This is a genomic window from uncultured Brachybacterium sp. (assembly GCF_947500705.1).
GTDB lineage: Bacteria > Actinomycetota > Actinomycetes > Actinomycetales > Dermabacteraceae > Brachybacterium.
In genome coordinates this window covers 14276-28135 of the sequence record NZ_CANMSY010000008.1, presented here as the reverse complement: position 1 = coordinate 28135, position 13860 = coordinate 14276, and the positions used below count along the sequence as shown (strand labels likewise).

At 70.1% G+C, this 13860-nt stretch carries 15 protein-coding genes; 6 read left to right on the top strand and 9 right to left on the bottom strand.

Translation table 11 applies throughout. The features are described 5' to 3' along the window. Together Q0937_RS13490 and Q0937_RS13485 are read right to left on the bottom strand one after the other, a co-directional pair. Positions 1-411 carry an Rv3235 family protein gene (locus tag Q0937_RS13490; protein WP_299304512.1) on the bottom strand — a complete coding sequence of 137 codons (411 nt, stop codon included), beginning with the start codon at positions 409-411 and terminating at the stop codon, positions 1-3. Next, positions 408-1298, bottom strand: a complete 891-nt coding sequence (locus Q0937_RS13485) for a LysM peptidoglycan-binding domain-containing protein (RefSeq protein WP_299304511.1) — start codon at positions 1296-1298, stop codon at positions 408-410. The genes Q0937_RS13490 and Q0937_RS13485 overlap by 4 nt, the downstream gene beginning before the upstream one ends. A 219-nt stretch (positions 1299-1517) precedes the next feature. On the opposite strand from Q0937_RS13485, the gene Q0937_RS13480 reads away from it, so the two are divergent. Then, complete coding sequence (locus Q0937_RS13480) at positions 1518-2063, top strand: hypothetical protein (protein WP_299304509.1); 546 nt, start codon at positions 1518-1520, stop codon at positions 2061-2063. A 63-nt stretch (positions 2064-2126) separates the two neighbouring features. On the opposite strand, the gene Q0937_RS13475 is transcribed toward Q0937_RS13480, so the two are convergent. Then, positions 2127-2366 carry a helix-turn-helix domain-containing protein gene (locus tag Q0937_RS13475; RefSeq protein ID WP_299304507.1) on the bottom strand — a complete coding sequence of 80 codons (240 nt, stop codon included), beginning with the start codon at positions 2364-2366 and terminating at the stop codon, positions 2127-2129. A 240-nt stretch (positions 2367-2606) separates the two neighbouring features. Between Q0937_RS13475 and Q0937_RS13470 the strand changes: the two genes are divergently transcribed. Genes Q0937_RS13470 through Q0937_RS13460 form a run of 3 tightly spaced genes read left to right on the top strand, consistent with a single transcriptional unit; the run spans position 2607 to position 4913 of the window. Beyond that, a complete protein-coding gene (locus Q0937_RS13470; RefSeq protein ID WP_299304505.1) occupies positions 2607-3227 on the top strand; it encodes an SAF domain-containing protein in 621 nt (206 codons plus the stop codon). A 59-nt stretch (positions 3228-3286) separates the two neighbouring features. Beyond that, positions 3287-4438 (top strand): P-loop NTPase, encoded by a 1152-nt coding sequence (locus Q0937_RS13465; RefSeq protein WP_299304503.1) that lies wholly within the window; start codon positions 3287-3289, stop codon positions 4436-4438. A 13-nt stretch (positions 4439-4451) separates the two neighbouring features. Further along, entirely contained in the window at positions 4452-4913 is a 462-nt protein-coding gene (locus Q0937_RS13460; RefSeq protein WP_299304501.1) for a DUF6912 family protein, read from the top strand. Between the two features lie 18 nt (positions 4914-4931). Here the strand turns inward: Q0937_RS13460 and Q0937_RS13455 are convergent, their stop codons facing one another. After that, positions 4932-5438 (bottom strand): DUF2505 domain-containing protein, encoded by a 507-nt coding sequence (locus Q0937_RS13455; RefSeq protein WP_299304499.1) that lies wholly within the window; start codon positions 5436-5438, stop codon positions 4932-4934. Between the two features lie 108 nt (positions 5439-5546). Here Q0937_RS13455 and Q0937_RS13450 point away from each other — a divergent pair, with 108 nt between their 5' ends. Then, positions 5547-7040: a sensor histidine kinase gene (locus Q0937_RS13450; protein WP_299304498.1), complete on the top strand. Its 1494-nt coding sequence runs from the start codon at positions 5547-5549 to the stop codon at positions 7038-7040. A 127-nt stretch (positions 7041-7167) separates the two neighbouring features. On the opposite strand, the gene Q0937_RS13445 is transcribed toward Q0937_RS13450, so the two are convergent. Further along, positions 7168-7416: a WhiB family transcriptional regulator gene (locus tag Q0937_RS13445; RefSeq protein WP_299304496.1), complete on the bottom strand. Its 249-nt coding sequence runs from the start codon at positions 7414-7416 to the stop codon at positions 7168-7170. Positions 7417-7802: 386 nt separating this feature from the next. On the opposite strand from Q0937_RS13445, the gene Q0937_RS13440 reads away from it, so the two are divergent. Beyond that, positions 7803-8264, top strand: a complete 462-nt coding sequence (locus Q0937_RS13440; RefSeq protein WP_299304494.1) for a hypothetical protein — start codon at positions 7803-7805, stop codon at positions 8262-8264. A 60-nt stretch (positions 8265-8324) separates the two neighbouring features. On the opposite strand, the gene Q0937_RS13435 is transcribed toward Q0937_RS13440, so the two are convergent. From Q0937_RS13435 to Q0937_RS13420, 4 genes are all read right to left on the bottom strand, one after another. Then, positions 8325-10838: an ABC transporter permease gene (locus tag Q0937_RS13435; RefSeq protein WP_299304492.1), complete on the bottom strand. Its 2514-nt coding sequence runs from the start codon at positions 10836-10838 to the stop codon at positions 8325-8327. Beyond that, positions 10838-11590, bottom strand: coding sequence for an ABC transporter ATP-binding protein (locus tag Q0937_RS13430; RefSeq protein ID WP_299304490.1), 753 nt, complete (start codon positions 11588-11590; stop codon positions 10838-10840). The genes Q0937_RS13435 and Q0937_RS13430 overlap by 1 nt, the downstream gene beginning before the upstream one ends. A 225-nt stretch (positions 11591-11815) precedes the next feature. Further along, entirely contained in the window at positions 11816-12505 is a 690-nt protein-coding gene (locus Q0937_RS13425) for a response regulator transcription factor (protein ID WP_299304489.1), read from the bottom strand. A gap of 91 nt (positions 12506-12596) precedes the next feature. Further along, positions 12597-13859, bottom strand: coding sequence for a sensor histidine kinase (locus Q0937_RS13420; protein WP_299304487.1), 1263 nt, complete (start codon positions 13857-13859; stop codon positions 12597-12599). Position 13860: the final 1 nt, after the last annotated feature.

Here is a 13860-nt window from a genome sequence, read left to right as displayed (position 1 = left end):
TCAGCCGATCTCCAGCACCGTCACGCGCCAGCCGGTGTGCCGAAGTTCCCAGCGCATGGCCAGGAACCGTGCACGGTCGGGCTCCCTGAGCACGCAGCTGGCCTCGACGGTGTGATCGTTGACGACGCAGATCCGCACCCCGGTCACCATCAGCGCTCGTGCAGGTGCGAATCCGGTGGTGGCACGAAGTCGGCGGGTCAGCGCAGCACGACGTGCGAGCTGCTGGCTGATCTCCGGCGTGACCAGTCGCGTCAGTGAGTTCTCCGGACGCATGTCGCGCACGATCTCGACAGCGCGCCGGGCCACCGGCACGATCAGGTGCTCTATCGCCCGTGGATCCTCGGGAGCGTAGTTCTCGGTGTTCTCGGCGCTGGAGCCTTGGGGCGCAGGGCGCTGATCAGTGGCACTCATGGCATGTCCTTCGTGGTCAGTGAGTGGGGGACGGTGAGCTCCATCCCGGGGAGCAGGTGATCGGGATCGGCCCCGATCACCTCATGGTTGGCGGCGTGCAGCAGCGGCCACGAGGTGGAGATCTCCGCGGCCTCTGTCGCGCCCGGGCCGAGCAGATCGTCCGTGATGCTCCACAGGCTGTCTCCACGTCGCACGATCACGGTGCGCGAGGTCGAGGTGGTCCTCTTGTCGGCTGTCGGGGTCGGCGACGTCGTGGCGGAGGGGGCGGGGGAAGTCGAGACCGGTGAGGCCGACCCCTCGGTGGCAGTCTGAGCGACAGGACTCTCCTCGCCCCAGCCCAGTGGAGGCAGCAGCGCTGTGCCTTCTGGGGCGTCCTCCCCGTCAGCAGTGCCGGACGCTGCGGCGTCCGGTGCGGCGGTCGAGACGGGCGAGTCTGCGGGAAGCAGCTGGGAGGCCTGGGCGGGAGCCTGCTCGCTCAGCGCTGAGGAGGCAGGATCTTCTTGGCTCGCCATCGCCGGGGTGAGCACGAGCGCGGTGGCTGTGGTGGCGACGGCGGCGCCGGTGGCCATGCGCTGTGCGAGTCGGGGCGCCAGCAGTCGCAATGCCACCAGCGACGCAGTCCCGATACGGGTAGCAGGCCCAGCCAGGAGGACGGCTGTCGCGAGCCCCCAGATGGCGGTGAGGTAGAGGCAGAGCAGGGTGCCCACCGCCGCGAGTGCGACCAGCACCCATCCGATCAGGGCTTGGTCGGCGTACGAGGTCTCTGCTGTGCTCCGCAGCGAATCGGTGGCGGTCGCCATGGCGACCGCCCCGCCCGCCGAGAGCACCGTGCACAGGAGGGTCACCCCTGCGTGCGTCGGCGTGGTTGCCGTGCTGTCGTCCCCCATGGAAGCCCCTGGCTGTGATGGGCCGTCGCTGCAGGAGCGAAGCCGTCTCGATGATGTCATTTGATGCAGTTTGGTGATGATCATTCCGTTTAGGAGGAAGTTATCGCGTTGTGACGCAGGACGCAATGGCGTCGCGAGGGCATGTGGACGAAGTGCTGCTGGGGAGGGACGTTCCCGGCAGACCGCTCGGGCTTCCGGTCAGGCGCATAGAGTGACGCCATGAGATTCGAGCGGATCTTCGAGGACCTCGAAGGACGGTTCGCCCACCACGAGCAGCAGGAGATGCGTGCCGTCTCCGAGGACCTGGCCCGAGCAGAGCGTGCCCAGCTCACGCTGGCGGACCGGCTGAGAGGAGCTGGGACGCAGCTGCTGACGCTCCACGTCGGTTCGGGGCTGCGCCTCAGCGGCTCCGTCGACGAGATCGGCGCGGACTGGGTCACACTGCGAGATGGCCCTGGCGGTCAGCGGACCGTGATCCCGCTCGGTGCGATCGTGCTCGTGCATGGGCTGCCCACGAGGGCGCGTCTGCCCGAGGAGTCGCTGCTCTCGCCGCTCGGGCTGGGATCCGTCCTGCGCGAGATCGCGAGGGACCGCACCATCGTGCGGCTGGAGACCACCGTCGGCGGAGTGATCGGCCGGATCGCGGTGGTAGGTGCCGACGCCCTGGATCTCCAGGTGCTGCCGACGGGGGAGTCGGTGCTGGTCCCAGGGTCAGAACGGCTCACCGTGGCGATCGCCGCGCTGCAGGCCGTGCTGCCTCGCTGAACTGCATGGAGCGGATCACCGGCGCGAGAAGGAGCTGTGCGGTCAGGGAGGTCCTACGACCCTTCAGCTCTCCCCGCCGGCCTTCAGCTGCTCCCGCTGGCGCTCCTCCTCGAGGATGCTGGCGGTCGCCTCGTAGCTGCGCTGGATGTATGACTCGAGCTCCGTGACCTCGACCCGCCACTGACCGCGCCCGCCGACCTTGATCGCCCGCAGCTCGCCGGAGCGCACCAGGGCATACGCCTGCGAGGCAGAGATGGAGAGCGTCTCCGCAACATCGGACAGCGGGACGAAACGTGGCGGCATCGACGATCCTTCCGAGCGGAACACCTGGAGGTGAGGCCAGGCCATTCTCTCATCCTCGTCGTCCTCCGCCCTCACCGCTGTGGACAGACGTCCTCCCGGCGCCTCGAGCAGACGGATATCCACAAAGCTCCCGCACCGGCCCCATCGGAGCTCCCGCTGTCGTAGCCTCCCGGAAGGTCCCCGCGCCGCGGGATCTGAGCGAGGGGTCAGGAGAGGGCAGTGGGGGCTACCACACCGATGATGAGGCTGCGCCGACCACGATGGAAGGATCCGCGCCTGATCGTGGGGATCGTTCTGGTCGTCGCGAGCGTGCTGATGGGGGCATTGCTGGTCTCCCGACTCTCCGAGACGACGCCGGTCCTGGTCGCCCGCTCTCCGATCGTGCCCGGGGACCCGATCGACAGCGCAGATCTGGTGGTGGTGGAGATGAGGCTCGGGGACCAGACAGGTCTCTATGCCGGCACCATGGACTCCGTCCCCGCCGGCGCGGTCGTCACCCGCACCGTGCAGGAGGGGGAGCTGCTCCCGATGTCCGCGATCGGTCAGGCCGCTGAGGTGACGCTGCGACCCGTGGTGATCCCGGTCGATGCCACCGTGGCGGAGTCCGTGGTCCCCGGCGCCACCGTGGAGCTCTGGCACACCGCTCCCACGAGCGCGGACTCCGAAGAGGTGCAGGCAGTGCTGCTGGTCCCCGACGCCGTGGTCAGGCGCATCGATGAAGGGAGCTCACTGGGCATGCGGTCGATGGCCGTCGAGGTGCTGGTGCCCAGCGGCAGCGTGGGCGAGGTGCTCGAGGTGCTCTCGAAAGATGAGCGGCTGGACGTGATCGGCGTCCCCGGAGCCCATGGACTCGCGCCGTGATAGATATCGTGCTCTGCGCGTCGGGCAGCGACGAGGTCCGGATAGTCCACGATCTCGCGGTGGATCGCGACCGCACGGCCCGGGTGGTGCGCCGATGCGCAGACCTCGCTGAGACCCTCGCCGTGACAGCGGCAGGAATCGGTGACGTGGTGCTCATCGACGTGTCGGTCCGAGGCCTGGGACGCGACGCGATCGCGGCGATGATGCGCGACGCCGTGGTGGTGGGGCTGTCGTCGGCTGACGCCGCGGAGAAGACGGGGCTGGGACTGCGCCACGTGCTGCCTGCCGACTCCTCGATCGACGAGATCCTGGCCGCCGTCACCGCGGCAGTCGCGGGGGAGACCGAGGAGGCGGACTCCTGGATGCAGGAGGCGTCGGCGCCCCAGGACGCGCCGACGGGGCGCATGGTGGCGGTCTGGGGGCCGACAGGTTCTCCGGGCCGGTCTCTGATCGCGGCGAACCTGGCCGCCGAGGCCGCAGCGGGAGGGGAGGAGACGGTCCTGGTCGATGCAGACACCTACGGGCCCTCCCAGAGCCAGCTGCTCGGAGTGCTGGATGAGGCACCCGGCCTGGTGGCGGCGGCACGCGCCCATGACCGTGACACCTTGGACGAGGTGACCCTGGAGTCCTTGCTGCCGCTGGTCCAGCCCCACCTGCGCCTGCTCAGCGGGATCGGGGTTCCGGGGCGTTGGGCAGAGCTGCGTCGGACCTCGATGGAAGGTGTCTGGGGAGCACTGGCGAATCGAGGCGGGCTCGTGCTCGCAGATATCGGACCGCTGCTCGAGGAGGACGAGGAGCTCAGCTATGACACCGCCGCACCGCAGCGCAATGCTGCGGCGATCAGCGCGATCGAGGCGGCCGATGCGGTGATCGCCGTGGTCACCGCCGACCCCATCAGCATCACTCGACTGCTGCGGGAGCACAGCAGGCTCGAGGAGCTGGGTGTTCAAGAGCTCCATGTCGTGGTGAACAGGGTGGGCGCGCCGGTCCCGGGCGATCGGGTGCGGGACCTGATCGCCTCCCGGATCCCCGTCGCCTCCCTGAACCTGCTGCCCGATGATCCGGTCGTCTGCCGGACCGCAGCCTGGGACGGTGCTCTGCTCGCCGAGACCGCCCCGCGATCGGCGCTGCGCAAGGGGCTGCGGGATCTCGCGGCCTCTCCCGCTCTGCTCGGCCAGGGTGTTCCGGCATCGGATCGAGTGAGCCGGTGAGAAGATGACTCCCATGAGGATCTATCTTCCGCTGACTGACCTGGACCGCCGGACGCTCGAGATCGCAGGTACCCGTGTCGATCTCGACGCGGGCCGTGCCGCCTGGGCGGTCACCGCCGAAGCCCGTGCCGACCGGCCTGGCGAGGACGAGGAGGACCTCGAGTACGAGGCCCTCCAGGACGCGGTCCATATCGCCTTCGGCGCGGGCCCGAGCAGTGCGAGGGCGCTCGTGATCGCCGCGGATGTGCCGGAGGGCGCTCCATCGTCCGCCGCCGAGGATGCGGGAGTCTTCGGCGTCGTCCTGCGGGAGGCGACCTCTGCCAGGATCGCGAGCCTTCATGTCACCGAGCAGAATGCAGCAGCTGCCGACGCCGACGATACCGATCCCGCCCTGCTGTGGTTCGACACCAGCGAGGCGACCGACGCCCTGGCCTACCTGGATGCCGCAGCCAGGGACGCCGCTCCCGGGAGCTGACCGCCCTGGGAGGGGTGCTCAGCCGGCTGAGGACTCGCGGTAGGTCTTCGCCGAACGCTCTTCAGCGCGGAGCACCGTGGAGACGTAGGGGATCGCCGCCTTCTCCAGTCGCGGTCCCAGCAGCGGGACCTTCGCGACCAGGTCTCCGTCGATCTCGACCGTGCTGGCCGATTCGCCCGACGGCGAGAGGCGCAGGGTGGCGGTGAGCCCGGCGGGAGTGCCGACGACGTCCAGGTGCATGCTTCCTCGGCGGCTGCCGTCCTGCTCGGGTGCGGACCAGGACTGCTCCTCATGAATCGTGACCGAGGACCCGACGAAGGGCCGCACCATGTCCGGCACGCGGTCGGTCGGCATCGACAGCTCGGTGCGCACGGTGAAGGCGCCGGCGGGGCTCCCCTCGAGGGTTGAACCCGCCTGCGCGGCGCCGAGCGTACGCCGTCGGATCTCGGTGTATGTCGGATCGGCATACATCTCGGCTGCGGCGTGCGCCGACAGCGGGAGGTGCAGAGTCTCGCGAAGCTTCATCCTGGTCCTTCCTCGGAACGGGTCGGGACCAGCCTAGAGCAGTGCGGAGGAGCTGACCGCCGATGGGACGGTCACCGGGGCGATGACGCAGACCCCTATCCTGTCCCCATGCCGAGCCTGTCCAAGTTCCTCGCCGATAATCGTGGTCTCTCCGAGAAGGAGGCCGACTGGTTGCAGCACCTCGTCGGCGATTGGAACCTGCTGTCCGATCTCCTGCGCGCCGATCTCGTGCTGTGGATCCAGGAGGACGACGGCCCGCTCGCCGTCGCGCACTGCCGCCCCGCCACCGGTCCCACCGTCTACTACGAGGACCCGGTGGGGACCACGAGCGATGGCAGCGAGCAGGGCACCGAGCTCGCCCGGCTGCTGGGCGGAGGGGAGCCCCTCCGGGTTCCCACCGAGATCGAACGTGAGGGCCGTTCGGCGATGGGAACCCTGGTCCCCGTGCGCAAGAACGGTCGTACCCTCGCCGTGCTGGCTGCGGAGGTCCCGGAGGCTGACCATCAGCCCTCCGACAACGAGATCCACCAGCGTGCGCTGGGTGATCGTCTGCTGCGAATGCTCGAGAGCGGGGCCTTCCCGATCGCGGGAGCACCGATCCCGCCCCGGCGCGGAGCACCGCGGGTCGGAGACGGCGTGGTCGAGCTGGATGAGGCGGGGATCGTCCAGTGGACCTCGCCGAACGCGCGCTCGGCCTTCCACCGCTTCGGCATCGCCGGGGACATGGAGGGCATCACCCTCGCCGAGCTCTCGACCGAGGTGCTGCAGTCCCGTTCCCCCGTCGATGAATCCCTGCCGCTGGTGCTGATGGGCCGCGCCGCCTGGCGGTCCGATATGCAGGCCCGCGGTGGGACCCTCTCCCTGCGCGCGGTGCCGCTGACCGAGCAGGGCCGCCGCACCGGCGCGGTGATCCTGGTGCGGGACGTGACCGAGCTGCGTCGTCGCGAGCGTGAGCTGATCACCAAGGATGCGACCATCCGCGAGGTGCATCACCGGGTGAAGAACAACCTGCAGACGGTGGCCGCGCTGCTGCGGATGCAGTCTCGACGCATGAAGACCGACGAGGCACGAGAAGCGCTGGCGGAAGCGATGCGCCGGGTCTCGACCATCGCCCTGGTCCATGAGTCGCTGCTTCAGGGATCTCAGGAGGCCGTCCACTTCGACGAGGTGATCGACCGCTGCCTGCGGCTCGCGGTGGATGCCGCCAGCGCGAGCGTCCATCGTGCGGGGACCCCGCAGCTGACCGACAGCCAGGTCGAGGTCCGCACCCAGAAGATCGGCCGGGTGGGGTCCATCCGGGCGGAGGAGGCGACGCCGTTGGCACTGGTGGTGACCGAGCTGGCGACCAATGCGGTCGAGCACGGGCTCTCGGAGACCGGCGGGACGCTCACGATCCGCAGCGATCGCACCGGATCCCATCTGGTCATCTCCATCGAGGATGACGGCATGGGGATGGGGGCTGCGAAGCCGACGGGGCTCGGGACCAACATCGCCCTGACGCTGGTGCAGGGGCAGCTCGGTGGGACGCTCACCTGGGAGGACCGGCCCGAGGGCGGGACCCGGGCGATGGTCGAGGTCTACCTGGATCCGCTCACGATCTGAGCGGAGGCCCGGAGGGCGTCGCACCGAGGCCGAGGCTGAGGGCGGACGCCGAGCCGGAGGCGTCGATATGGGGTGCAGCCGGGTCCTGCGGCACCGCGCTCAGAGGGGGCGCCGCAGGACCGAGGAATCAGCTGGCGCGGCGAGCGCGGGCGTTCCGGCGCTTCAGGGAACGGCGCTCATCCTCGGAGAGCCCGCCCCAGACACCGGAATCCTGACCGGTCTCGAGCGCGAACTTGAGGCAGGCCGTCATGACGTCACAGCCCTGACACACCGCCTTCGCTTCCTGGATCTGGGTGATCGCCGGTCCGGTGTTCCCGATCGGGAAGAACAGCTCGGGATCATGCTTGAGGCACTCGGCACGGTGGCGCCAGTCCATCGTCACTCTCTCTTTCCAGGACGCCCCACCCCACCCCGTGGGGCGTGATGCGGCGAGGGTCACCCTCTATGGGGCGTTCTCGGGACTCTGGCTCTTCGGGACCGGACGGGGAGCGGAAGCTCCCACGATGTCCATCGGCCCGACGAGCAGATCTCCATTCTCTGGGGCGGCCGTGCACTCGACAAGGGCCAGGATGAGCAAGCCTGGTGGCACTTCCCACAACGCGCGAGTCCGGGCCGCATCAGGCGTGATGCCGGGCACGAAGGCGTTGCATCCGGATGCGGAAAGTGCTTCGGGACCTGCCTGAGCAGGCGCCGGCCCGTCCGTGGAGCGGCACGGCGGGGGAGGTGACGTCCCGGCACAGGTGCGGAGATTACAGTGCACCCATGCCCACCGACTCCCCTACCGCCGCGCGCGGTGGCTCCCGAGACGACCGCTCTCGCGGTCCAGTGGACGGCCCGGACCCGAGCCCTCGCAGCCGCCCGATCGTCGCTCTGCTGCTGGGCGTCGAAGCGCTGCTGCTCGCATCGGCCGCCACCTACTGCTTCATCGCGGTCGCCGGCGGCGGGCTGCATGCCCGCCTCGGGATCGGCCTGGGGGTCTTCCTGCTCCTGTTCGCGCTGCTGCTCGCACTGGCCGCGCGCTCGATCCTCCTCAGGGGCCGCTTCGGGCTCGGGTGGGGCGTCACCTGGCAGCTGTTCCAGGCCCTGGTGGGGGCGAGCATGCTCAATGCCTCGATGTACTGGCAGGGCGTCCTCGCCCTGATCCTCGCGATCGCTCTGTTCGTGATGCTGACGCGGTTGGTGCACTCCACTCCGCTTCCGCAGGGCGTTCGGCGCGGTGACTGAGACCGGGCAGCTGCGCGGGACCGTCGACGGCTCCCGTGCAGCGGCTCACCGCCCAGTGGCTCACTCGTTGTCCGCAAGGGCCGCGGCGGGTGCCGTCCGGGCGGCGGTGCGCCCGGGCAGGACCGAGGCGAGACCGCCGGCGATGATGGCGAGCAGCAGCACCAGGCCGACCTGACCCCACGGGATCGTCATCGTGACGGGATAGATGGCCCCCAGCAGGGCGTTGATGCCCAGGATTCCGTAAGCGCTGCCGAACACGATGCCCAGCACCGCCCCGACCAGCGCGAGCAGCACGCCCTCCCAGCCGAGCATCGCGCGCATCTGCCCCCGGGTGGTGCCCAGCGCCCGCAGCAGGGCGTTCTCCCCGGTCCGCTCGATGACGCCGAGGCTCAGCGTGTTGGCGACCCCCACCAGCGCCACCAGCACGGCGACTGCGAGCAGACCGACGGTGATCCCCAACAGGATGGTGAGGATCTGGCCGTAGGCCTCTCGTTCCATCCCGCCGAAGTCGGCGGACGCCTCGGAGAAGCCCTCACCCATGATCACCTCGTCGACGGAGCCGACCAGGGCGAGGGCGTCGACGCCCTCCCGCTGGGGCGTGCCGGGGTCGGCGAAGTCGCCGACGATCACCGACGCCGACTCGTCGCCCACGAGCTCCTCCAACGTCGTCGTCGTCACGAAGGACATCTGCAGGTTGGCATCGACCTGCACCCGCAGTGCGTGCAGGGCGCCGTCGGTCCCTTCGACCTGCAGGATCTGACCGTCGGTGACGCCGAACCGCTCGGAGCGCTCCTGGCCCAGCAGCACCACACCGTCCACGAGCTCCTCGGCCATGCCAGGCCGGTGCGAGGTCTCCCGTACCGCCTCGGGGGTGAGGCCGTAGAGGGTCATCGGCTCGGGGGCGCCCACCTGGATGTCGCCGCGTCGGCCCTCGTGGGCGGTGTCCATGCCGTCGAGGGCGAGAACCTGCTCCAGAGCGTCGGCAGGCATCTCCCCGGCGGAGATGACCATGTCGATGGGGCGCCGCGAATCGAGCTCCGAGATGAGCGTCGCCTCGGCGGTGCGAGCACCGACGGCCATCATCGTCATCAGCGTGGTGCCGATCAGAAGCGCGGCGATCGTGGCGGCGCTGCGCCGCGGGTTGCGGGCGACGTTCGCACTGGCGATCCGCGCCGGGAGCCCGCCGAACCTGCTCATGATCCGGCCGACGAGGGCCGAGAGGGGCCGGGTCAGGACCACCAGGGACAGCAGGATCCCGCTGAAGCTGGCCACCCCGCCGAGCATCGCCAGCAGGATCCCGATCGTGGTGTTGCCGTTCAAGGCCAGTGCGGTGCCTCCTGCCATGACGGCAATGCCGAGGAGCACGGCTATCAGCCCGAGGAGGCCTCGCTGGCCGAGTCCGCGACGCGCTGCGGGAGGGACCGGCCGCAGCGCCTGCAAGGGCGCCACCTTCGTGGCGGACCGCATGGGGGCGAGGCTCGCCAGCAGCGTGATCGCCACCCCTGCGAGCAGCGGCAGCAGGAACGACCAGAGGCTGAAGGGCACCATCAGCACGCCCTCCAGCCAGCCGATGCCGGCGGCTCCTACGAGTGCGACCTGCACCAGGAGATGTCCGCCGACCATGCCGGCCGCAGCACCGATCAGTCCGACGCTCAGCGACTCCCGCAGCACGACGCCGCGCACCTGCGAACGTGTCGCCCCGAGGGTGCGCAGCAGCGCCAGGCTCCGGGTGCGCTGGGCGATGGTCACGGCGAAGGTGTTCGCGATGACCACGGCGCTGGTGAACAGCGCGATCACCACGAACACGGCGAGCATCATCGCCAGCGCCGCGAAGTCCCCCAGGAAATTCCCAGCGGCTTCGTCCTCCGCCTCCTCGACGGTGCGCACGGTCAGACCGGCCGAGCTCGCGGTGGACGCCACGTCGGCGGAGTCCGTGCCCGAGGGCACGGTGGCGAGCCAGGACGCGGTGAGGGTGCCGGCCTGCGGTCCGAGCAGTTCGGCGGCGCTGGCCTCGGAGATCAGCATTCGGGGGGTGCCGCCGAAGACGGCGCCCTGAGGGATCGAGGCGATCCCCACCACCGTCAGCGGGAGCTCCTGACCGCTCGGCCTCCACTCGGCCGGCACGGTCACGGTGTCGCCGAGGCCGACTCCGAGCTGGTCCGCAGCGGCGGTGTCGAGCACGATCTCCGAGCTCGAGGTGGGCAGGACGCCCTCCCGCAGGGACTCCTCCTCCTGGGCCCCCGGCGGCAGCAGGGCGAGCGAGAGGAAGGCACTGGTGTCGTCGGAGGCGGTGAGCTCGAGGTACTCGTTCAGGAGGGGCCAGACGGCATCGGCGCCGTCGACCTGCGGCGCCTCGAGCGGCTGCTCGGACATCCATTGGTCATCGGTCAGGGGGCGGACGATCTCGAGGTCGGCGCCCTCGTACTGCTGGGAGGCCTGCGAGCGCAGCGAGGCCTGCATGAGGTTCCCGGCCAGCACCATCACGGCGACGAAGGCGCAGGACAGGGCGATGGTGACGACGGCTGCGAGGTGCCGTCGCAGCGGGGTGAGCTTCACCGAAGTGCGGCGGGCCATCAGTGCTGTCCTCGCAGATCCTCGTCGCGGGCGATCCGGCCATCGGCCAGCGTGATGATGCGGTCCGCGCGTTCGGCGGCATCGCGCTCATGGGTGACCATCACGACCGTCTGGCCGAACTGGTCCACCGACAGCCGCAGGAACTGCAGCACCTCTTCGGTGGTGTGGGAGTCGAGATTGCCGGTGGGCTCGTCGGCGAAGACCACCGCGGGCGAGGTGACCAGGGCGCGCGCGATGGCGACGCGCTGCACCTGCCCGCCGGAGAGCTGTGAGGGGAGATGGGAGAGCCGGTCGGTGATGCCGAAGGCGGAGGTGATGGTGTCCAGCCAGGCACGGTCCACGCGCTTCCCGGCGAGCTCGAGGGGCAGCAGGATGTTCTGCTCGGCAGTGAGCATCGGCAGCAGGTTGAAGGACTGGAACACGAAGCCGATGCGTTCACGCCGGAGCATGGTGAGTGCGTCGTCCCCCAGAGAGGTGATCTCGGTGCCGTCGATGCTGATGGAGCCATGGTCGACGACGTCGAGCCCCGCGAGGCTGTGCAGCAGCGTCGATTTGCCGGAGCCGGAGGGGCCCATGATGGCGGTGAACTCGCCGCTGGCGATCTCGAGGTCCACGGCGTCCAGTGCGGTCACGATCCCGGCGCCGGTGCCATAGGTGCGGGTGACGGCGCGGGCGGTGATCGCGGGAGACGCGGTGGCCGCACCGGCGGGGCCGCCGGGGGAGGAGGTCGCTGCGAGGGGCTGGGAAGTCATCGGGATCCTTCACGGGGAGGTGGGCGGTCGTGACCGATCCTTCCGCGGCGGGCGATGCTCGCGCATCACCCTGTGGTCGCGCTGTCGGGGGCCGGTCGCGACTCGAGGCGCGATGGCCGTCATACCGTGGTCTGATGTCGCGGTCTGATGTCGTGGTCTGACGTCGAGGCGCAGCCGGGCGGCGCCAGGCGCAGCCGGTCGGCACCAGAGGAGTCAGCGGCCTCGTCAGCTGGCGCCGGGGGCGACCAGCCCGGTCTCGAAGGCGATGATCACGGCCTGCACCCGGTCCCGGGCCCCGAGCTTGGCGAGCACCCGGCCCACATGGGTCTTCACGGTCGCCTCGGCGACGAACAGCTCCGCCCCGATCTCGCGATTGGAGAAGCCCCGCCCCATCAGGGTGAGCACCTCGCGCTCCCGCTCGGTGAGCGGTTCCAGGACGGCGGTGTCCTTCTCCTCCGGCTCGGGGGCGCGCACCACCCGCTCCAGCAGGCGGCGGGTGGCCGACGGGGCGATCACGGCGTCCCCGCGGTGGACGGTGCGGATCGCCCCGAGCAGATCCTCGGGCTGGGCGTCCTTGAGCAGGAAGCCGCTGGCCCCGGCCCGGATCGCGGAGACGACGTACTCGTCGAGATCGAAGGTCGTCAGCACGATGACCTTCGGGGAACGGTCCGCGGGAGCCTGCTCGAGGATCCGCGCGGTCGCCTCGATGCCGTCCATCCGCGGCATCCGCACGTCCATGAGGACCACGTCGATGGTGCGGCCGCGCAGCACCTCGACGGCGTCGACGCCGTCGGAGGCCTGGGCGACGACCTCCATGTCGTCCTGCGAGTCGATCACCATCGTGAAGCCGGCCCGCACCAGCGGCTGGTCATCGACCAGGGCGATGCGCAGCGGGCGGTCGAGCGGATCATTCATCGGGGATCTCCTGGGAACTCGCAGAGGGGCGGGGTGAGGCGACGGCGTGGTGAGGGGCGACGAGGGGTGGGATGACGGGCGACCGGAAAGATCACCGGCTGGTGCGGTCGGACGGCGGCTCGAGCGATCCGGTCAGCGGCACGACGGCGCGAACCCGGTAGCCGCGAGAGGGGAGCGGACCGGCCTGCAGGGTGCCGCCGAACACCGACACCCTCTCCCGCATCCCGGTCAGGCCGTGCCCCTGACCGTCGGCGGCGGCGTCGGTGCCCTGGCCGTCATCCAGCACCTCGAGCACGAGCTGCTGGGGACTGCGTGTGATCCGTACAGCAGCGGTGGTGCCGGGACCGGCATGCTTGAGGACGTTGGTGAGCGACTCCTGGACCAGGCGGAATACCGACACCCCGAGCGCGTGGGGGAGACCCTCGAGCGAACCGTCGATCTGGAGGTCGACGGGCAGCCCGGCCTTGACGACTCGACCGGTGAGGTCGCCCAGCATCTCCGGGCCGGGCTGCGGGCCGAAGCTGGTCTCGTCCTCCTGACGCAGCACGCCGAGCAGGGAACGCATGTCGGCCAGCGCCGCTCGGCCGGTCTCTCCGATGGTGGCCAGCACCTCCGCGGCCTGCTCCGGTTTCTGGGCGGCGACGAAGCGGCCGCCATCGGCCTGCGCGATGATCACCGAGAGGGAGTGGGCGACCACGTCGTGCATCTCACGGGCGATCCTGGCGCGCTCTGCCGCGACGGCGAGTGCGGTGCGCTGCTCCCGCTCGCGGAGTGCCTGTTCGGCCCGGTCACGGGTGAGGGCGAGCTGTCGCACCCGTGCCCGCTGCAGGTTGGCCAGCGCCCAGACCGCGACGATGGTGATCGTGCCGACGAGTCCGAGACCGAAGAAGCTGATCAGCGCTTCGCCCAGTCCGCCGAACTCTCCGCGCAGGGCGTTGATCCCCCAGTAGGTGGCCTGCGCGAAGACGCCGAGCATGCCCGCGGCCACGCCGATGCCGTGCACCGGGGGCCTGCCGTAGGCGACGGCGCAGAACATCGCGTAGAAGGTCATCACGTCGCCCATGACCACCGGGACGTTGACCAGCAGATGGAGCACTGCGAGCGCGCCGATCAGCAGAACGCCGAACAGCGGCCGAACCCGGCACAGCGCTCCGGCGGCGATCATCGGCACGCTGAACAGGGTCCACCAGCCGATGGAGCCGGTCCACAGTGCGGAGATCAGGACCAGGAACGAGGCGCCGCCGAAGCCGATCAGGTCGACGGTGCCGGGGTTCTCGATGATCCAGCGGAACGGGTCGCGGAAACGGACGCGCGCGCTGGGAGCGTCCGTCCGATGCTCGGAGCCGTAGGTCATG

Coding starts and splice junctions, on each gene's coding strand:
- Q0937_RS13490 (WP_299304512.1), bottom strand. CDS start 411: ATGAGTGCCACTGATCAGCGCCCTGCGCCCCAAGGCTCCAGCGCCGAG.
- Q0937_RS13485 (WP_299304511.1), bottom strand. CDS start 1,298: ATGGGGGACGACAGCACGGCAACCACGCCGACGCACGCAGGGGTGACC.
- Q0937_RS13480 (WP_299304509.1), top strand. CDS start 1,518: ATGAGATTCGAGCGGATCTTCGAGGACCTCGAAGGACGGTTCGCCCAC.
- Q0937_RS13475 (WP_299304507.1), bottom strand. CDS start 2,366: ATGCCGCCACGTTTCGTCCCGCTGTCCGATGTTGCGGAGACGCTCTCC.
- Q0937_RS13470 (WP_299304505.1), top strand. CDS start 2,607: ATGAGGCTGCGCCGACCACGATGGAAGGATCCGCGCCTGATCGTGGGG.
- Q0937_RS13460 (WP_299304501.1), top strand. CDS start 4,452: ATGAGGATCTATCTTCCGCTGACTGACCTGGACCGCCGGACGCTCGAG.
- Q0937_RS13455 (WP_299304499.1), bottom strand. CDS start 5,438: ATGAAGCTTCGCGAGACTCTGCACCTCCCGCTGTCGGCGCACGCCGCA.
- Q0937_RS13450 (WP_299304498.1), top strand. CDS start 5,547: ATGCCGAGCCTGTCCAAGTTCCTCGCCGATAATCGTGGTCTCTCCGAG.
- Q0937_RS13445 (WP_299304496.1), bottom strand. CDS start 7,416: ATGGACTGGCGCCACCGTGCCGAGTGCCTCAAGCATGATCCCGAGCTG.
- Q0937_RS13440 (WP_299304494.1), top strand. CDS start 7,803: ATGCCCACCGACTCCCCTACCGCCGCGCGCGGTGGCTCCCGAGACGAC.
- Q0937_RS13435 (WP_299304492.1), bottom strand. CDS start 10,838: ATGGCCCGCCGCACTTCGGTGAAGCTCACCCCGCTGCGACGGCACCTC.
- Q0937_RS13430 (WP_299304490.1), bottom strand. CDS start 11,590: ATGACTTCCCAGCCCCTCGCAGCGACCTCCTCCCCCGGCGGCCCCGCC.
- Q0937_RS13425 (WP_299304489.1), bottom strand. CDS start 12,505: ATGAATGATCCGCTCGACCGCCCGCTGCGCATCGCCCTGGTCGATGAC.
- Q0937_RS13420 (WP_299304487.1), bottom strand. CDS start 13,859: ATGACCTACGGCTCCGAGCATCGGACGGACGCTCCCAGCGCGCGCGTC.